The organism is Saccharothrix isguenensis (genome assembly GCF_052936305.1).
Genome location: NZ_CP193626.1, coordinates 794,770 through 811,087 on the forward strand (window position 1 = coordinate 794,770; position 16,318 = coordinate 811,087).

At 71.8% G+C, this 16,318-nt stretch carries 18 protein-coding genes; 13 read left to right on the plus strand and 5 right to left on the minus strand.

Going from position 1 to position 16,318, the window contains the following annotated elements:
• The first annotated feature begins 17 nt into the window (after window positions 1-17).
• From ACRAKI_RS03930 to ACRAKI_RS03955, 6 genes are all read left to right on the plus strand, one after another.
• On the plus strand, window positions 18-968 hold the full coding sequence (locus ACRAKI_RS03930) for an ABC transporter permease (protein ID WP_447005681.1): 951 nt from the start codon (window positions 18-20) through the stop codon (window positions 966-968).
• On the plus strand, window positions 965-2,155 hold the full coding sequence (locus ACRAKI_RS03935; RefSeq protein WP_447005682.1) for an ABC transporter ATP-binding protein: 1,191 nt from the start codon (window positions 965-967) through the stop codon (window positions 2,153-2,155). The genes ACRAKI_RS03930 and ACRAKI_RS03935 overlap by 4 nt, the downstream gene beginning before the upstream one ends.
• Window positions 2,152-3,216, plus strand: coding sequence for an ABC transporter ATP-binding protein (locus tag ACRAKI_RS03940; protein ID WP_447005683.1), 1,065 nt, complete (start codon window positions 2,152-2,154; stop codon window positions 3,214-3,216). The genes ACRAKI_RS03935 and ACRAKI_RS03940 overlap by 4 nt, the downstream gene beginning before the upstream one ends.
• Before the next feature lie 86 nt (window positions 3,217-3,302).
• The gene (gene mshB, locus ACRAKI_RS03945) at window positions 3,303-4,142 is read left to right on the plus strand and encodes an N-acetyl-1-D-myo-inositol-2-amino-2-deoxy-alpha-D-glucopyranoside deacetylase (RefSeq protein ID WP_447005684.1); all 840 of its coding nucleotides are present in this window, start codon (window positions 3,303-3,305) and stop codon (window positions 4,140-4,142) included.
• On the plus strand, window positions 4,139-4,531 hold the full coding sequence (locus ACRAKI_RS03950; protein ID WP_447005685.1) for a hypothetical protein: 393 nt from the start codon (window positions 4,139-4,141) through the stop codon (window positions 4,529-4,531). The genes mshB and ACRAKI_RS03950 overlap by 4 nt, the downstream gene beginning before the upstream one ends.
• Window positions 4,512-5,237: a hypothetical protein gene (locus ACRAKI_RS03955; RefSeq protein WP_447005686.1), complete on the plus strand. Its 726-nt coding sequence runs from the start codon at window positions 4,512-4,514 to the stop codon at window positions 5,235-5,237. Before ACRAKI_RS03950 ends, ACRAKI_RS03955 begins: the two co-directional genes overlap by 20 nt.
• Here the strand turns inward: ACRAKI_RS03955 and ACRAKI_RS03960 are convergent.
• Window positions 5,213-5,971, minus strand: coding sequence for a GNAT family N-acetyltransferase (locus ACRAKI_RS03960; protein ID WP_447005687.1), 759 nt, complete (start codon window positions 5,969-5,971; stop codon window positions 5,213-5,215). The genes ACRAKI_RS03955 and ACRAKI_RS03960 overlap by 25 nt on opposite strands.
• A gap of 146 nt (window positions 5,972-6,117) precedes the next feature.
• Here ACRAKI_RS03960 and fdxA point away from each other — a divergent pair, with 146 nt between their 5' ends.
• Both fdxA and dapC read left to right on the plus strand, forming a co-directional pair.
• A complete protein-coding gene (gene fdxA / locus ACRAKI_RS03965; protein ID WP_447005688.1) occupies window positions 6,118-6,444 on the plus strand; it encodes a ferredoxin in 327 nt (108 codons plus the stop codon).
• 8 nt (window positions 6,445-6,452) lie between these two features.
• Window positions 6,453-7,559, plus strand: a complete 1,107-nt coding sequence (dapC, locus tag ACRAKI_RS03970; protein ID WP_447008328.1) for a succinyldiaminopimelate transaminase — start codon at window positions 6,453-6,455, stop codon at window positions 7,557-7,559.
• A gap of 110 nt (window positions 7,560-7,669) precedes the next feature.
• Here the strand turns inward: dapC and dapD are convergent, their stop codons facing one another.
• Window positions 7,670-8,641, minus strand: coding sequence for a 2,3,4,5-tetrahydropyridine-2,6-dicarboxylate N-succinyltransferase (dapD, locus tag ACRAKI_RS03975; protein WP_447005689.1), 972 nt, complete (start codon window positions 8,639-8,641; stop codon window positions 7,670-7,672).
• A 25-nt stretch (window positions 8,642-8,666) separates the two neighbouring features.
• On the opposite strand from dapD, the gene dapE reads away from it, so the two are divergent.
• The 3 genes from dapE to ACRAKI_RS03990 are packed head-to-tail and all read left to right on the plus strand — an operon-like array spanning window position 8,667 to window position 11,057.
• Window positions 8,667-9,728, plus strand: a complete 1,062-nt coding sequence (gene dapE, locus ACRAKI_RS03980) for a succinyl-diaminopimelate desuccinylase (protein ID WP_447005690.1) — start codon at window positions 8,667-8,669, stop codon at window positions 9,726-9,728.
• Window positions 9,729-9,756: 28 nt separating this feature from the next.
• Window positions 9,757-10,524 (plus strand): LOG family protein, encoded by a 768-nt coding sequence (locus tag ACRAKI_RS03985; protein ID WP_447005691.1) that lies wholly within the window; start codon window positions 9,757-9,759, stop codon window positions 10,522-10,524.
• 5 nt (window positions 10,525-10,529) lie between these two features.
• A complete protein-coding gene (locus ACRAKI_RS03990) occupies window positions 10,530-11,057 on the plus strand; it encodes an LOG family protein (RefSeq protein WP_447005692.1) in 528 nt (175 codons plus the stop codon).
• A 57-nt stretch (window positions 11,058-11,114) separates the two neighbouring features.
• Here ACRAKI_RS03990 and ACRAKI_RS03995 read toward each other — a convergent pair whose 3' ends face one another.
• The 3 genes from ACRAKI_RS03995 to ACRAKI_RS04005 all read right to left on the minus strand — a co-directional run bounded on the left by ACRAKI_RS03995 (window position 11,115) and on the right by ACRAKI_RS04005 (window position 14,185).
• On the minus strand, window positions 11,115-12,158 hold the full coding sequence (locus ACRAKI_RS03995) for a DNA glycosylase AlkZ-like family protein (RefSeq protein WP_447005693.1): 1,044 nt from the start codon (window positions 12,156-12,158) through the stop codon (window positions 11,115-11,117).
• On the minus strand, window positions 12,151-12,522 hold the full coding sequence (locus tag ACRAKI_RS04000; protein ID WP_447005694.1) for a DUF3224 domain-containing protein: 372 nt from the start codon (window positions 12,520-12,522) through the stop codon (window positions 12,151-12,153). Before ACRAKI_RS04000 ends, ACRAKI_RS03995 begins: the two co-directional genes overlap by 8 nt.
• A gap of 172 nt (window positions 12,523-12,694) precedes the next feature.
• Window positions 12,695-14,185 carry a CocE/NonD family hydrolase gene (locus ACRAKI_RS04005; protein WP_447005695.1) on the minus strand — a complete coding sequence of 497 codons (1,491 nt, stop codon included), beginning with the start codon at window positions 14,183-14,185 and terminating at the stop codon, window positions 12,695-12,697.
• A gap of 127 nt (window positions 14,186-14,312) precedes the next feature.
• Here ACRAKI_RS04005 and folP point away from each other — a divergent pair, with 127 nt between their 5' ends.
• Both folP and ACRAKI_RS04015 read left to right on the plus strand, forming a co-directional pair.
• On the plus strand, window positions 14,313-15,173 hold the full coding sequence (folP, locus tag ACRAKI_RS04010; RefSeq protein ID WP_447005696.1) for a dihydropteroate synthase: 861 nt from the start codon (window positions 14,313-14,315) through the stop codon (window positions 15,171-15,173).
• The gene (locus ACRAKI_RS04015) at window positions 15,173-16,072 is read left to right on the plus strand and encodes a glucosyl-3-phosphoglycerate synthase (protein WP_447005697.1); all 900 of its coding nucleotides are present in this window, start codon (window positions 15,173-15,175) and stop codon (window positions 16,070-16,072) included. Before folP ends, ACRAKI_RS04015 begins: the two co-directional genes overlap by 1 nt.
• The last annotated feature ends 246 nt before the right edge of the window (window positions 16,073-16,318 follow it).

Sequence of the window (16,318 nt, forward strand, 5' to 3'; positions counted from 1 at the left end):
GGACCCGAGGATCCGCCTTGCCTGAGACTGGTACCCCCGTGGCGCCGCCATCCGAGCGCCCCTCGGCCGAGACGAGTCAGTTCGACACCGCCACCCGCAAGCAGTCGACGATCATCTTTCGTCGGTTCCTGCGGCACCGGGCGGCCGTCGCCGGGCTCGTGACGTTCGTCGTGCTGGTGCTGTTCGCCTTCCTGGGCAGCGCGTTCTGGTCGTACTCCTTCACCGAGCTGGGCTTCACGCGGTACCTGCCGCCCAGCGCCGATCACCCGTTCGGCACCGACCGGCTGGGCGGCGACATGGTCGCCCTCGTCATCCGCGGCACGCAGTTCTCGTTGCAGATCGCCATGGTCGTGGCATTGCTGTCCACGGTGATCGGCGTCGTGCTCGGCGCGCTCGCCGGCTACATGCGCGGCTGGGTCGACAGCCTGATCAGCCGGTTCATCGACCTCCTGCTGGTGATCCCGAGCATCGTCATCGCGGCCGTCCTGGTGCGCAGCAGCTTCGTGGTCTCGGTCACCGGCGGCGGCAACAGCAACTGGCTCGTCGTGGCGCTCTACCTCGGCCTGATCGGCTGGCTGTCCATCGCCCGCGTGATCCGCGGCATGGTGCTGTCGCTGCGCGAGAAGGAGTTCATCGAGGCCGCCCGCGCGCTGGGCGCGTCCACCACGCGGATCATCTTCCGGCACATCCTGCCGAACACGGTCGACGTGATCATCGTCAACGCCACGCTCGCGATCGCCCAGGCGGTGCTGCTGGAGGCGGCGTTGTCGTTCATCGGTCTGGGCGTGCAGTCGCCCGACACGTCGTTGGGCCTGATGATCAGCTTGAACAAGAACGAGTTGACGCTGCACCCGTGGCTGTTCTTCATCCCGTTCACCTTCATCGTGTTGATCTCGCTGTCGGTGAACTTCATCGGTGACGGCCTCCGGGACGCCTTCGACCCGCGGCAGAAGAGGGTGAAGGCATGAGTGAGGTGGACGTGATGAACGCACCCGAGTCCTCGGCGTGGGGCGACCAGGGCGGCACGAGCGCGGAGAAGCTGCTCAGGGTCGAGAACCTGTCGGTGGACTTCCCGACCGACGACGGCACCGTGCACGCCGTGCGCGACGTGTCGTTCACCCTCGGCGCCGGCGAGGTGCTGGGCGTCGTCGGCGAGTCGGGTTCCGGCAAGTCGGTGTCGTCGATGGCGATCATGGGCCTGCTGCCCAAGACCGCGAACGTCTCCGGGTCGATCAAGTTCAAGGACCGCGAGCTGGTCGGCTTGAACTACAAGCAGATGCAGCCGGTCCGCGGCAACGGCATCTCGATGATCTTCCAGGACCCGATGACGTCGCTGAACCCGGTGTACACGGTGGGCTGGCAGCTCGCCGAGGCGTACCGGGCGCACCACGACGTGTCGAAGAAGGCGGCCTTCGCCAAGGCCGTCGACGTGCTGGAGCTCGTCGGCATCCCGCAGCCGGACCGCCGTGCGTCGCAGTACCCGCACGAGTTCTCCGGCGGCATGCGGCAGCGCGCGATGATCGCCATGGCGATCATCAACGACCCGGACGTGATCATCGCGGACGAGCCGACGACGGCGCTGGACGTGACGGTGCAGGCGCAGATCCTGGACACGCTGCTGCGCATCCGGGACGAGACGAGCGCCGGCATCATCGTCATCACGCACGACCTCGGCGTGGTGGCGGGCATGGTCGACCGCGTGCAGGTCATGTACGGCGGCACCGTGGTCGAGCAGGGCACCGTGGACGAGGTGTTCGAGGCGCAGCGGATGCCGTACACGGTCGGCCTGCTGGGCTCCATCCCGAACCCGAACATGCTGGGCAAGCGGCTCACCCCGATCAAGGGCGCGCCGCCCTCGCTGATGAACCTGCCGCACGGCTGCACGTTCTCGCCGCGGTGCCCGCTGGCGATCGACGAGTGCCGTGAGACCGAACCGCTGCTGCTGGAGACGGACCGGTCCGGTCACTTCGCGCGGTGCCACCGCTCCGCGCACCTGGCCACCATCGAGAACCCGCAGCGGCTGTTCGCGCACGACGAGATCGGCGTGGTGGAGAACCCGGCGTCGCTGACGGAGGCGAACCCGGGCATGCCCGTGAGCGAGGACCTCGACGTGGTGGAAGCGCGACTGCACGAAGGGGAGAACCCGACCTCATGACGTCCACCGATGTGAACCCACAGGCGGGTGGCCTCGACTCCGGCCGCGCGGGCGAGACCCCGCTGCTGGAGGTCAAGGACCTGGTCAAGTCCTTCCCCGTGCGCGGCGGCGGCATCATCCCGCGCACCGTCGGGCAGGTGCAGGCCGTGTCCGGCGTCAGCTTCGACCTGTACCCGGGGGAGACCCTGGGCCTGGTCGGCGAGTCCGGCTGCGGCAAGTCCACCACCGGCCGGGCCATCCTCCAGCTGCACAAGCCGACGTCCGGCTCGGTGAAGTTCGAGGGCCGCGAGCTGACCACGCTGCGCGGCAAGGGCCTGCGGTCGGTGCGCCGGGACATGCAGATCGTGTTCCAGGACCCGTACGCGTCGCTGAACCCGCGCTGGCAGATCAACGAGCTGATCTCCGAGCCGTTCAAGATCCACGGCATGCCGGCGGACGGCGGCGGCAACGTGCAGCACCGGGTCAACGAGCTGATGGAGATCGTCGGCCTGAACCCGGAGCACCGCGGCCGGTACGCGCACGAGTTCTCCGGCGGCCAGCGCCAGCGCATCGGCATCGCCCGCGCGCTCGCGCTCAACCCGAAGCTCGTGGTGCTGGACGAGCCGGTGTCGGCGCTGGACGTGTCGGTGCAGGCGGGCGTGGTGAACCTGCTGGAGGAGCTGCAGGAGCGCCTCGGCCTGGCGTACCTGTTCGTGGCGCACGACCTGTCGGTCGTCCGGCACATCTCCGACCGGGTCGCCGTGATGTACCTGGGCAAGATCATCGAGATCGGCGACCGGGAGGACATCTACGCCCGGCCGATGCACCCGTACACGCAGGCGCTGCTGTCCGCGGTGCCGGTGCCGAACCCGAAGGTGGAACGCGGGCGTCAGCGGATCGTGCTCACCGGTGACGTTCCGTCGCCGGTGAACCCGCCGTCGGGCTGCCGCTTCCGCACCCGCTGCTGGAAGGCGCAGGACATCTGCGCCGTCGAGGAGCCGAAGCTCGAACGGCGCGGCGACGGCCAGGGCACGCTCTCGGCGTGCCACTTCGCCGAAGTGGTGCCCGCGCTCGTCGGGTAGTCCGAGCAGGCGCTCAGCCGCCCTCGGGGCCGCCGGTTGTCCGGTGTCCCCGAGGGCGGGCGTGACTGCCCCTCTACTCTGATCCGGTGACGCTCACTGCTCCACCACGGTTGCTGCTGGTACACGCACACCCCGACGACGAGAGCCTCTGGACCGGGGGCACCATCGCCCGCTACTCGGCGATGGGCGTGCACGTCACCGTGGTCACCTGCACCCTCGGCGAGGAGGGCGAGATCATCCCGCCGGCGCTCCAAGAGCTGACCGCGGACGCCGCCGACCAGCTCGGCGGGTACCGGGTCGCCGAACTCCGCTCCGCCTGCGCGGCGCTGGGCGTGACCGACCACCGGTTCCTCGGCGGCATCGGCCGCTGGCGCGACTCCGGGATGACGGGCGTCGAGGCGAACAACCACCCGCGCGCGTTCGTGAACGGCTCGTTCGACGAGCAGGTCGCCGCGCTGTCCGAGATCATCGCGTCGGTGAAACCGCAGGTCGTCGTCACGTACGACGCGTTCGGCGGCTACGGGCACCCCGACCACATCCGGGCGCACGAGATCACCACGGCGGCGGCCGTCGACGTGGACCGCGTCTTCCACGCCGTCACGTCCCGGGCGGCGACCGAGGCGGGCGCCGCCGCGCTGGCGGAGATGGCCGACCTGCCGTGGCGGCTGCCCGCCGAGGGCGAGCTGCCGGTCACCGACGACGCCGTCATCACCACCACGATCGACATCTCGGAGCACCTGGTCGCCAAGCTGCGGGCGCTGCGGGCGCACTCCACGCAGATCAGCGTGTGGCAGGACGGCTCGGGCCGGGCCAGCTACGCGCTGTCCAACGGCATCGCGCAGCCCGTCGTGCACGCCGAGTACTACGTGCTGGCCAAGGGTCCCGCGGAAGGTGCGGAGACCGACTTGTTCGGAGGGCTGGATTGAGCGATCGCCTGGCACTCGTCGGGATCGCGGTCGCGGCGTTCGTGCTCGCGGTGCTGGAGCTGTTCTTCCTGCCGCTGCGGTTCGACGGCACCCTGCTGCCGCGGGCCGGGGACTGGCCGTTCCCGATCACGGTGGTGCTCGCGATCGTGACCACGCCGATGCTGGTGCTCGCCGCGTCCCGGCACGCGCACGGCATGCTCGCCGCCGTGTCGCCGCTGCTCGTGTGGATCGGTACGTTGCTGTTGTTCGGGCTTTTCGGCCCGGGCGGCGACGTGGTGCTGCTCGGCGACTGGCGGACCCTGGTGCTGTTCGCCGGCGGGACGCTGCCCAGCGCCATCGCCGTGGGCGCGCACATGGGGAGGAAGGCCGGTGCCCGAGACGATCACTGACCGGGACGTGGTGCGGGCGCTGCGGCCGTTCGTCCGGGCCACCGGGCCGCTGCTCGACACCCTCCGGGACGTGAACCTCCTCGGCCTGCGCGACCGCGAGGCGGAACAGGGCGCGGACCGCGGGCGCGTGGACAAGCTGTGGGACCAGCTGGCCGCCGTGAAGGTGCCCGGCACGGCCGCGTGGGCCCGCATGGACGTGGAGCAGCGGGACGAGTTCTGGCTCAACCGGGTGGGCCGGCTGGTGTCGCTGCTGGCCGCGCTGCCGGGCATCGGCGGCGTGCTGGCCGACCGGCTGCCCATCCAGTCCGCGCTGGGCGCCGCGGGGCAGGGGCTGCTGCTGTCCGCGATGGCCGGCGAGCACGGGTTCACGTCGACCGAGGACCGGGTGCGGCTGCTCGCGCACGTGCTGTTCCAGCGTTCCGTCGACGGGCGCGCCGTCGACCCCCGCGAGGACGCGCAGACCGCCGAGCTGACCGAGCAGCTGAGGGGGAGGTCCACGTTCCGGGCCATCGGCTCGACGGTCTGGAAGCTCGCCAAGGTCCTCTGGAAGCTGGAGGACGAGCTGGACAAGCGGCCCCAGGGCCGGTTCTACCACCAGGCGCTCGGCATGCTCCCGGTCGTCGGCGTCGTCGGTGACTACTTCGGTGAGCGGTCGGCGTTGAAACAGGTCCGCACGACCGCCTACGAGTGGTTCGAGACCCAGTAGCGGTAGCGGTGGTGCTCGACGCACCCCAGCGACTCGTAGAGCGTGATCGCGGGCTTGTTGTGCTCGGCCACCTGCAACGCGCACGTCGTCGCGCCCCGGTCGCGGCCCCACGCCGCCAGCCCCGCCATCAGCAGGCGGGCCAGGCCCAGGCGGCGTGCCTCGGGCCGCACGGCGAGACGTGCCACGTGCAGCAGGTCGCCGACGACGGCGCCGCGCACGACGGCCAGCACCTCCCCGTCCCCGGTGACGGTGCCGAACCCGACCGCGGCGCCGGACGCCAGCACGTGCCGCTGGGCCGGGGTGGGGTCCGGTTGCGCGGCGAGCTCCCACCATCCGGGAGGCGGGGAGTCGGAGACGATGACATCTGCGGACTTCGGAGTGGCGTACCCATTCGGCGCAGCCGTGCGGACGTCCAGCGGACCTGTCATCACGAGCGACTCGGCCCCGCCCGGGTGCTCCAGGTCGATCCGCCAACCGGCCCTCTCGACCCCGGCCTCGGAAGGTGACCCGATCACCACGTGGGCGGCCGGCTCGATGCCGTGGACGGCCGCGAAGCTGATCACCTCGGCCAGTGCGTCGGCGATCGGCAGACCGGGGTTTCCCGTGGTCAAGGCACTGTTGGCGCGCCCGGTGAAGCCACCCGCGGCGCGCAGTCGCCACTGCCCGAGGGGACGGTCGACCAGTGCCGGCCAGGCGTCCGCGCACCGTCGTTCCAGCTCGGCGATGTGGTCCACCCACGCATAGTGCACCGCACCGGGCGGAGCGCCGTCTGTGAGGTGGAGCACGGTGCCGAAAGGCCGGCCTGAGCGTCGGGCGGGCGACCCCGCCGCGTATTCTCCGGCTTGCGCGGTGTGGACCAGAACAAGAGCAGGAGAGCGCAATGACCTATGTGATCGCCCAGCCGTGCGTGGACTTGCTCGACAAGGCGTGCATCGAAGAGTGCCCCGTCGACTGCATCTACGAAGGCGACCGGATGCTCTACATCCACCCTGACGAGTGCGTCGACTGCGGTGCGTGCGAGCCGGTGTGCCCCGTCGAGGCCATCTACTACGAGGACGACGTGCCGGACGAGTGGAAGGAGTACACGAAGGCGAACGTGGACTTCTTCGACGACCTCGGCTCCCCCGGTGGCGCCTCCAAGGTCGGCAAGGTCAGCGCGGACCCCGCGTTCGTGAAGGCTCTCCCGCCGCAGGCGTCCCACGAGTGACTTCGGGCCTGTCGAATCCGGGCGCCTCGAATAGGAGGCTCCCGGATTTCCCCTGGGATTCGCTGGCAGACCACGCAGCCAAGGCGCGCGCGCACCCCGGCGGCGTGGCCGACCTGTCCATCGGCACGCCGGTGGACCCGGTCCCCGAGGTGATCCAGCAGGCCCTCGCCACGGTCGCCGACCAGCCCGGCTACCCGACCACTCACGGTGTGCCGGAGCTGCGCGAGGCCGTGGTGGGCGCGTTGACGCGACGGCACGGCGTGCCGCCGCTCGATCCGGTGGCCGTGCTGCCGACCATCGGGTCGAAGGAGCTGGTGGCCTGGCTGCCGACGTTGCTGGGCCTGGGTCCGGGCGACGTGGTCGCCATCCCGGCGTTGGCGTACCCGACGTACGAGGTGGGCGCACGGCTGGCCGGTGCGACCCCCGTGCGACTGGCCGACGGCGAGCCGCCGCCCGCCGGGACGGCCTTGGTGTGGCTGAACTCGCCGTCCAACCCGACCGGTCGGGTGCTCGACGCGGCGCGGCTGACGCAGGCCGTGGCCGACGCGCGTGCGGTCGGGGCCGTTGTCGCGTCCGACGAGTGCTACCTGGCGCTGTCGTGGACGGCGGAGCCGGTGTCGGTGCTGCTGCCCTCGGTGAACGGCGGGAGCCTGGACGGGCTGCTCGCGGTGCACTCGCTGTCGAAGTCGTCCAGCCTGGCCGGGTACCGGGCGGGGTTCGTCACGGGTGACCCGGCGCTGGTCGCGTCGTTGCTGGAGGTGCGCAAGCACGCGGGCATGATCATGCCCCGGCCGGTGCAGGCGGCGATGACGGCGGCGTTGAACGACGACGCGCACGTGGCGGAGCAGCGCGAGCGGTACCGCGTGCGGCGCGACGTGCTGCTGCCCGCGTTGACCAAGGCCGGGTTCACGGTGGACCACTCGGAGGCCGGCCTGTACCTGTGGTCGACCCGGGACGGCGAGCCCGCCTGGGACACCGTCGCCTGGCTCGCCGATCGCGGCATCCTCGCCGCTCCGGGCACGTTCTACGGCCCCACCGGCGACCGGCACGTCCGCATCGCCCTCACCGCGACGGACGACCGCATCGCCACCGCCGCGGACCGCCTGCTCTCCTGACCTCACCGCGCGACTCGCGGTGCCTGACCGGACAACTCGCGGGCACCCGCGAGTCGTCCGGTCGCGCACCGCGAGTCGCGCGGTCGGACACGCTGAAGCGCGCGCTCGGGTCAGTCGTTGGCGTGCAGGGCGGCGTTCAGCTCGATGCCGGTGCCCTTGCGGGGGAGGACCTTGACCACGCCGGTGGTCGAGTCGCGGATGAACAGCAGGTTCGACATGCCGGACAGCTCGCCCGCCTTCACGACCGCGTCGTCCGCGCCGGTGACCTTGGTGCCCGCCGTGATGTAGAGGCCGGCCTCCACCACGCAGTCGTCGCCCAGCGAGATGCCGACGCCGCCGTTCGCCCCGATCAGGCAGCGCTCGCCGATGGACACGACCTGCTTGCCGCCACCCGACAGCGTGCCCATGATCGACGCGCCGCCGCCGATGTCGGAGCCGTCGCCGACGACCACACCGGCCGTGATGCGGCCCTCGACCATGGAGCTGCCGAGCGTGCCGGCGTTGAAGTTCACGAAGCCCTCGTGCATCACGGTCGTGCCCGACGCCAGGTGCGCGCCGAGCCGCACCCGGTCCGCGTCCGCGATCCGGACCCCGCTGGGCACGACGTAGTCGACCATCCGCGGGAACTTGTCCACCCCGTACACGCTCACCTGGCCACGCGTCCGCAGGCGCAACCGGGTCTGCTCGAACCCGTCGACCGCGCACGGCCCGAAGTTCGTCCACACCACGTTGTTGAGCAGCCCGAACAGGCCGTCCAGGTTCGCGCCGTGCGGCCGGACCAGCCGCGACGACAGCAGGTGCAGCCGCAGCCACACGTCGTAGGTGGACGCGGGAGCGTCGGCCAGGGAGCCGATGCCCACCCGGACGCCCACGACCTCGACGTCACGCTCGGCGTCCACACCGAGCTGCTTGGCGGCGGCCTCACCCAGCTCGGCCGAGACCTCGGCGGACGACAGCGGCGTCACGCCCGGCTCGGCGTCCCCGAGCGACGGGGACGGGAACCACGTGTCCAGGACAGCGCCGGTGGGGGTGACGGTGGCGAGTCCGACGCCGTACGCGCCGGTGGGGTTTGCGGTGCTCACGGGTACCAACGGTAACGTGCGCCGGGTGGCCGACACCTTGCACCTCGCCTCCGATCCCGTCGAGCTGACCGCCGCGCTGGTGGACGTGCCGAGCGTCTCCGGCGACGAGGCCCGCATCGCCGACCTCGTGGAGCGGTCGCTGAAGGACCAGACCGCGCTCGACGTCACGAGGTCCGGCAACACCGTGCTGGCCCGCACGAACCTCGGCCGCCCGTCCCGCGTCGTGCTCGCGGGCCACCTGGACACCGTGCCGATCAACGGCAACCTGCCGTCCCGGCTGGAGAACGACGTCCTGCACGGCTGCGGCACGGTCGACATGAAGGGCGGTGACGCGGTGATGCTGCACCTCGCCGCCACCGTCCAGGACCCGCGCCACGACCTGACCTTCATCTTCTACGACTGCGAAGAGGTCGACGCGGTCCGCAACGGCCTGGGCCGCGTCGAGCGCGAGATGCCGGAGTGGCTGCGAGGTGACCTGGCGATCGTGTGCGAGCCGTCCAACGGCGTGATCGAGGCGGGCTGCCAGGGCACGATTCGGGTCGACGTCCGCACCAAGGGCGTCCGCGCCCACCCGGCCCGGTCGTGGATGGGCGTGAACGCGATCCACGCCATGGGCGAGGCGCTGCGCCGCTTGGAGGCCTACGAGTCGCGCCAGGTCGAGATCGACGGCTGCCTCTACCGCGAGGGCATGCTGGCGGTGAGGATCACCGGCGGCGTCGCGGGCAACGTCGTCCCGGACGAGGCCGTGCTCCAGGTCAACCACCGCTTCGCCCCCGACCGCACGCCCGAGCAGGCCGAGCAGCACCTGCGCGAGCTGTTCGAGGGCTACGAGGTCACGGTCACCGACGTGTCGGCGGGCGCCCTGCCCGGCCTCGGCGCGCCGACCACCCGTGAGCTGATCGAAGCCGCCGGTGGCACCCCCGTCGCCAAGCTCGGCTGGACGGACGTGGCCCGGTTCGCCGCCCTCGGGATGCCCGCGGTCAACTACGGGCCCGGTGACCCGCTGCTCGCGCACACGCAGCAGGAGAACGTCCCGGTGCACCAGATCCAGCAGTGCGTCGACGTGCTGCGCCGCTTCCTGAGCTGATCCGCCGCTCCCCTCTAGACTCCCGCCAATGACGGAGAACGAGGTGGACGAGCACCCCAAGGAGAAGCGGCGCGGGCCGGTCGTCCTGCGTCGCGGACGCCGCGACGAGCTGACCACCACGGATCAGCGGCTGCTGGACTCGCGCGGCCCCAGCGCCTGGGTGCACACGGACCCGTGGCGCGTGCTGCGCATCCAGGCGGAGTTCGTCGAGGGCTTCGGCGCGCTGGCCGAGGTGCCGAGCGCGGTGACCGTGTTCGGCTCCGCCCGCACCGGCCGCGACCACCCCGAGTACGAGACGGGACGCAAGCTGGGCGGCGCGCTGGCCGAGGCCGGGTTCGCGGTGATCACCGGCGGCGGTCCGGGCGCGATGGAGGCGGTCAACCGGGGCTGCTCGGAGGCGGGCGGGTTCTCCGTCGGCCTGGGCATCGAGCTGCCGTTCGAGCAGGGCCTGAACCCGTGGGTCGACCTGGGCGTGAACTTCCGCTACTTCTTCGTGCGCAAGACCATGTTCATCAAGTACTCGCAGGCGTTCATCTGCCTGCCGGGCGGGTTCGGCACGCTGGACGAGCTGTTCGAGGCGCTGACCCTGGTGCAGACGAAGAAGGTCACCAAGTTCCCGGTGGTGCTGTTCGGCAAGGCGTACTGGCAGGGGCTGTACGACTGGGTGCGCGACTCGGCACTGGCCGGCGGCAAGGTCGGCGAGAAGGACCTGGACCTGCTGTACCTGACCGACGACATCGACGACGCGGTGCGCGTGGTGAACGACGCGCACAAGGCCTGGGCGGACGCACATTGACCACGGTGACGGTGTACTGCGGGTCGTTGCGGACGGTCCCGGACAGCTACCTGAAGTTGGCGGCGGACGTGGGCACGCGGATCGCGGCCCGCGGCTGGGGGCTGACGTGGGGCGGCGGTCGGACGTCGATGATGGGCGAGGTGGCGCGGGCGGCCCGTGAGGGCGGCGCCCGCACCACCGGCGTGATCCCGCGCGGCCTGGTGGACCGGGAGCTGGCCGACTCGGACGCCGCCGAGCTGCTGGTGGTCGAGACGATGCGCGACCGCAAGGCGTTGATGGAGGCGCACGGCGACGCGTTCCTGGCCCTGCCGGGCGGGATCGGCACCTGCGAGGAGCTGTTCGAGGTGTGGACGTCGCGGGTGTTGGCGATGCACGCGAAGCCGGTGGTGCTGCTCGACGTGGACGGCCACTACCGGGGGCTGCTGGAGTGGCTGACCGAGCTGCACGGGCGCGGGTTCGTGTCCCGTGCCGCGCTGGACCTGCTGGTGGTCACGGACGAGGTCGAGGCCGCCCTGGACGCTTGTGCCGGGTAGTCGGTAGCCGCCGGCCATGGTGGCGAGGCCGGGTCGCTGGTGCGGGCAGGTCGCCGGTCAGCTGACGCGGGCCTCGGCGAGGCCTCGGGCGGCGGCGAGCCGGTCGGCTTCCTCGGCGAACATCCCGACGTCCAGCGGCACGAACGGCGAGAGCTTCACGTCCAGCCGGCCGGCCGTCGCCTTGGCCTGCCAGGTGCCGAGGACCTCGCCGTCCACCAGCAGCGCGCCGCGTCGGCCCAGGATGCGCCACACCTGCTTCTGGTGCGCCTTGTCCGGCACCAGCAGGTCGCGGTCGCGGGCGTTGAGGTACGGGTCGAGCGGCGGCAGGAGCCGCACCACCTCGGGCTGCGGCGGGTGCTCGAACGCCTCGATCCGGTCGGCGGGCAGCCACGCCCGTGTGGAGAGGGCGACCAGGTCGTCCGGCCACGCGTCCTTCACGTCGCGCACGGGTGCGCCGAAGTAGTTCGCCACCTCGGACGGTCCGGCGGGGCCGTGCAGCCGGAGGTAGTCGGAGATCAGGGCGTCGAAGCCGCGCGAGGCGTCGGGGACGTCGTGCCGGTTCTCCAGCGGCACGAACGTCACCGTCTTCTCGGCCGGGTCGAACCGCAGGCCCGCCGGCAGCACGGCGAGCCGGAAGACCGGGTCCAGCACGTGCGTGGCGTCGCAGCCGCGGCACCAGCCGGTCAGTTCGGGACGGACCCTGGCCGTGAGCCGGGACGACGCCTCGCCCTTCGTCATCGGCTCCGTCACCACTTCGCGCAGCGCGGACGCGACCTCGTGCAGCGCGGCACGGCCGTCTTCCACGGGCGGGCGGTTCATCCGGGCCACGGCGTCGGCGTCGCTCAACGGCCACAGCCGGGCGGCGAGGTCCGGCACCTCGTCGGGGCGGTGCCAGTGCGGCGCGCCCCGGACGCTCCACGTGAGGGTGAACGTGGTCGGGTCGGGCACGCGGTCCAGCCGGGCGGCCAGCGCGGGCACCGCCGACCGTTCCGAATCCTGCAGGCCGAGGTCGAACACGCGCAGGTCGGACGCGGCGGCGGTGGTCCGGTCGAACTGGTGCGCGGCGACCCGGTAGGCGATCACCCGTACGCGGTCAGCCAAGGTCGTGCTCCAGGGTGATCAGCTCGTGCTCCAGCCGGGCCGTGCCGGAGATCCCGGCCAGCTCGCCGGTGCCCGATCCCGGCACGACGTGACCCCAGAACCGCGCGCCGTCCGCCGACATGACGGCGCCGTGCTGGAGGACGAACGTCCCCGACTTGCCGTCCACCGCTCCGGTGAACCGCTCGGTGCCCACGTAGCCCGCCGAGCCTTCCGACGGCTGGCACGTCGTCAGCTCGGCGGTGCTCGTGCCCTCCATGACGCCGGTGTACACCTTGTCCACGAGCACCCGGCCCAGCTGCGGCTCAGCCTCGTCGTACACCGCCTGGTCCCACCGCGTGATCTTGAACGTCGACTTCGATTCCATGCCGGCGATCCTCGCAGCAAATCCTGTCAGCTGCTGTCAGCTATGTGGACTGATCGGAGTTGTCCACAGCCCCGGCCCGCGCGCCCGCGCGCGTCGGTCCTGTGTGGAAGGGTCGAATCAAGGGATCCCCTTCGCGGGGGACTCCTGCGGAGCACGCGGGCCGGTGCGTGGGTCAGCTGCGCGGCAACTCCAGCCAGGAGTCGGCACCGAACGTCACCGTCGAGCCGAGCGTGCTGGAACTCCGGTAGCGGGCGTCGAGGGTGTCCACGACGAGCACCAGCCGGTTGCCCGCCGCCACGGTCCACACCGCCGGTTCCAGGTCCAGGTCCACCGCCCGCGTGCCGGTCCCGGTGAGCGTCACCGGCTTGTGGGTGATCAGCGCCCCCAACCCGAACGCGTTCACCTCGTACAAGTACGCGTACAAGGTGGTCTTGGTCGCGCTCGGCGTGACGGTGAGGTGCACGCGGGGCGTGCCGCTGACCGTGGTGGACGTCCAGTGGATCGGCCCGCGCCAGACGGCGGCGGCGTTCCGGTCGATCAGCGGGGTCGAGACGCCGACCGGGATCTTCAGGAAGCCCTGCAGCGCACCGGACACGATGACCGTGCCGCTCTCCGCGACGGTCGGCCACCCCGCGCCGATCCGGTCCGCCGTCAACGGCACCGTGTCGGTCCGCGCCGTAGCCGCGGCCCACGACGGGTACGAGCGCCAAGCGCCGCCGTTGTTCGGCTTGACCTGCACCGGCTTCTCCCGGTCGATGCCGTTGTCCACGCCCTTGAGGTGGTGGTCGAACCAGCGCCCCACGGACGTCCAGACCTCGTTCGGCAGCCCGGCCGCCCCGAACAGCTCGGCGGTGGCGTGGTCACCGGGGGACAGCATGAGCCGCTTCGGCGTGCTCAACGCGCCGAAGAAGTCGGTGATCTGGCTCGGCGCGAACAGCCCGTCGTTCCACGCGTTGCCGATCATCACCGCCGCCTTGATCGACGAGACGTGGGAAGCGGGCGATCGGGGCGGCGAGATGGGCAGCACGTCGGCGAACCTGTTCTCCCGGTAGGCGGCCTCCGCCTCACGCAGCACCGGCCCCGGCCGCCCGGTCAGGTGCCCGGCGGCCAGCAGCAGTTCGACGGCCTGCGCGCTGACCGTCTCGTTCGGGTAGAGCGACCGCCCCAGGTCGGTCCACGTGCTGAGCGCCGTCACGGCCTTGATCCGCGGGTCGGCCGCGGCGGCGAGCAGGGCTTGGCCCGCGCCGTACGAGATGCCGCCGACGCCGATCCGGGCGGGATCACCGGCGGCCCGCGCCAGGCCCCAGTCGATCACCCGGCTCACGTCGGCCACGGTGTCCGGCCCGGCCACGTCGATCTCGCCCGCCGAGTCGTGGAAGCCGCGTGACGTGTAGCTGATCACCGAGTAGCCGGACTGGTAGGCGAGCTTGGCCGCCGCGCCGACGTACTCGATGTTGTTCACGCCCCAGCTCGACGGCAGCACGATCAGCGGGAACGGTCCGCTGCCGCGTCCGGTCGGGGTGACGACCAGGGCCTTGAGCGGGGTGCCGCCCTGGCCGGGGATCGTCTCGTAGGTCACCGCGAAACCGGGTGTGGCCCGGGCGGGTGGTGCCAGGACCAACGCCACGAGGGCGGCGAGCAGCAGGGGAAGTGATCGGCGCACAGGGTCCTCCTTGACCGTGACCTTGATCACGCAGGGTGTTACCGGCGAGTAAACACGACCTGTACTCGCCAGTAGCAGTTGTCTGTGACGCAGCTCACCGCCATGCGTGACGTGGCACGATGCGGTCATGCGGTTCGGGTCACGAGAGGTCGCCGGAGATCGCGCGCTGGTGATGGCCATCGTCAACCGGACGCGCGACTCCTTCTACGACCGCGGCGCCACGTTCGAGGACGACGCCGCCCTCGCCGCCGTGGACCGGGCGGTCGCCGACGGCGCGGACATCGTCGACATCGGCGGCGTCAAAGCCGGCTCCAAGGGCGAGGTGGTGGACGCCGCCGAGGAGGCGCGGCGGGTCGTGCCGTTCGTCGCGGCGGTCCGCGAACGGCACCCCGACCTGGTGATCAGCATCGACACCTGGCGGCACGAGGTGGGCCGGGCCGTGTGCGAGGTCGGCGCGGACCTGATCAACGACACGTGGGCGGGCGCGGACCCGGCGCTGGCCGAGGTGGCGGCGGAGTTCGGCGTGGGCATCGTCTGCTCGCACACCGGCGGCCTGGAGCCGCGCACCGACCCGCACCGCGTCCGGTACGCCGACGTGGTGGCGTCCGTGGCGGCGGAACTGGTCGAGCGGGCCGAGCGGATGGTGGCGCTGGGCGTGCCGGCGGCCGGCGTGCTGATCGACCCGACCCACGACTTCGGCAAGAACACCTGGCACGGGCTGGAGCTGCTGCGGCGGCTGGACGAGCTGGTGGCCACCGGGTGGCCGGTGCTGATGGCGTTGTCCAACAAGGACTTCGTCGGCGAGACGCTGGGCGTCGAGGTGCGGGACCGGGTGGACGGCACGCTGGCCGCGACGTCGGTGGCCGCGTGGACCGGCGCGAAGGTGTTCCGGGCGCACCAGGTGCGGCAGACCCGGCGGGTGGTGGACATGGTGGCGAGCATCGCGGGCACGCGTCCGCCGGCACGGGTGCTGAGGGCGTTGGCCTGATGCCCGACTGGTTCACGTCCAACACGTGGCAGAGTCCGCGGTGGACGGTGGCGGAACTGGTGGCGTGCAAGGGGAGTCGCACGGTCAGCGTGGTGCTGCCCGCGTTGGACGAAGAGGCGACGGTCGGCGACGTCGTCCGCGTCGTGCGCCCGCTGCTGGGCGGTCTGGTGGACGAGCTGGTGGTGGTGGACTCCGGATCGGTGGACGACACCGCGGGGAGAGCCGCCGAAGCGGGCGCGCGGGTGGTGCACCGGACGGACGTGCTGCCCGAGCTCGAACCCCGGCCGGGCAAGGGCGAGGTGCTGTGGCGGTCGCTCGCGGCCACGTCCGGCGACGTGGTGGTGTTCCTGGACTCCGACCTGGTGGACCCGGACCCCGGGTTCGTGCCCGCGCTGCTCGGCCCGCTGCTGACCCGGGACGTGCACCTGGTGAAGGGCTTCTACCGGCGGCCGTTGCGGCTGGAGAGCACCGGCGGCGGCCGGGTCACCGAGCTGACCGCCCGTCCGCTGCTCAACGCCCTGCGGCCGGAGCTGGCGGGTGTCGTGCAGCCGTTGGGCGGCGAGTACGCGGGGACGCGCGAGTTCCTGGAGTCGGTGCCGTTCGCGCCCGGTTACGGCGTGGAGATCGGCCTGCTGCTCGACGCGCACGCCCGGTACGGCCTGGCCGGGATCGCCCAGGTCAACCTGGGTGTCCGCAAGCACCGCAACCGGGACCTGCGCCAGCTCGGGCCGATGGCGGCTCAGATCATGGGCACCGCGCTGCGGAGGTGCGGCGTGCCGGTGGCGTCGTCCACGCTGACGCAGTTCGTGCCGTTCGACGGCGAGTGGCTGCCGTCGCCGGTGGACGTGCCGGCGGAGGACCGGCCCGCCATGCGCTCGGTGCTCCAGCGGTCGCGGTAGTAGCCGGGGACGGCGAGCAGCTCGGCGTGGGTGCCCTGCTGCGCGATCCGGTCTTCCTCGAACACCAGGACCCGGTCGAAGCCGACCAGCGGCGCGAGCCGGTGCGTGACCGGCACGACCGTTCCGCGCGCTTCGCCGAGCGCGTCGCCGTCCTCGCCGACGGCGGTGTCCCACGGCACGTCGAGGTCCACCAGTGCGGCGACCCGGTCCAGGTCGTCCTGCGGCGCCTCGGGGCGGGCGAACCGG

Bases quoted from the DNA above. Each gene is read 5' to 3' on its own strand.
- ACRAKI_RS03935 (WP_447005682.1), top strand. From the start codon at position 965: ATGAGTGAGGTGGACGTGATGAACGCACCCGAGTCCTCGGCGTGGGGC.
- ACRAKI_RS03940 (WP_447005683.1), top strand. From the start codon at position 2,152: ATGACGTCCACCGATGTGAACCCACAGGCGGGTGGCCTCGACTCCGGC.
- fdxA (WP_447005688.1), top strand. From the start codon at position 6,118: ATGACCTATGTGATCGCCCAGCCGTGCGTGGACTTGCTCGACAAGGCG.
- ACRAKI_RS03985 (WP_447005691.1), top strand. From the start codon at position 9,757: ATGACGGAGAACGAGGTGGACGAGCACCCCAAGGAGAAGCGGCGCGGG.
- ACRAKI_RS04000 (WP_447005694.1), bottom strand. From the start codon at position 12,522: ATGGAATCGAAGTCGACGTTCAAGATCACGCGGTGGGACCAGGCGGTG.
- folP (WP_447005696.1), top strand. From the start codon at position 14,313: ATGCGGTTCGGGTCACGAGAGGTCGCCGGAGATCGCGCGCTGGTGATG.
- ACRAKI_RS04015 (WP_447005697.1), top strand. From the start codon at position 15,173: ATGCCCGACTGGTTCACGTCCAACACGTGGCAGAGTCCGCGGTGGACG.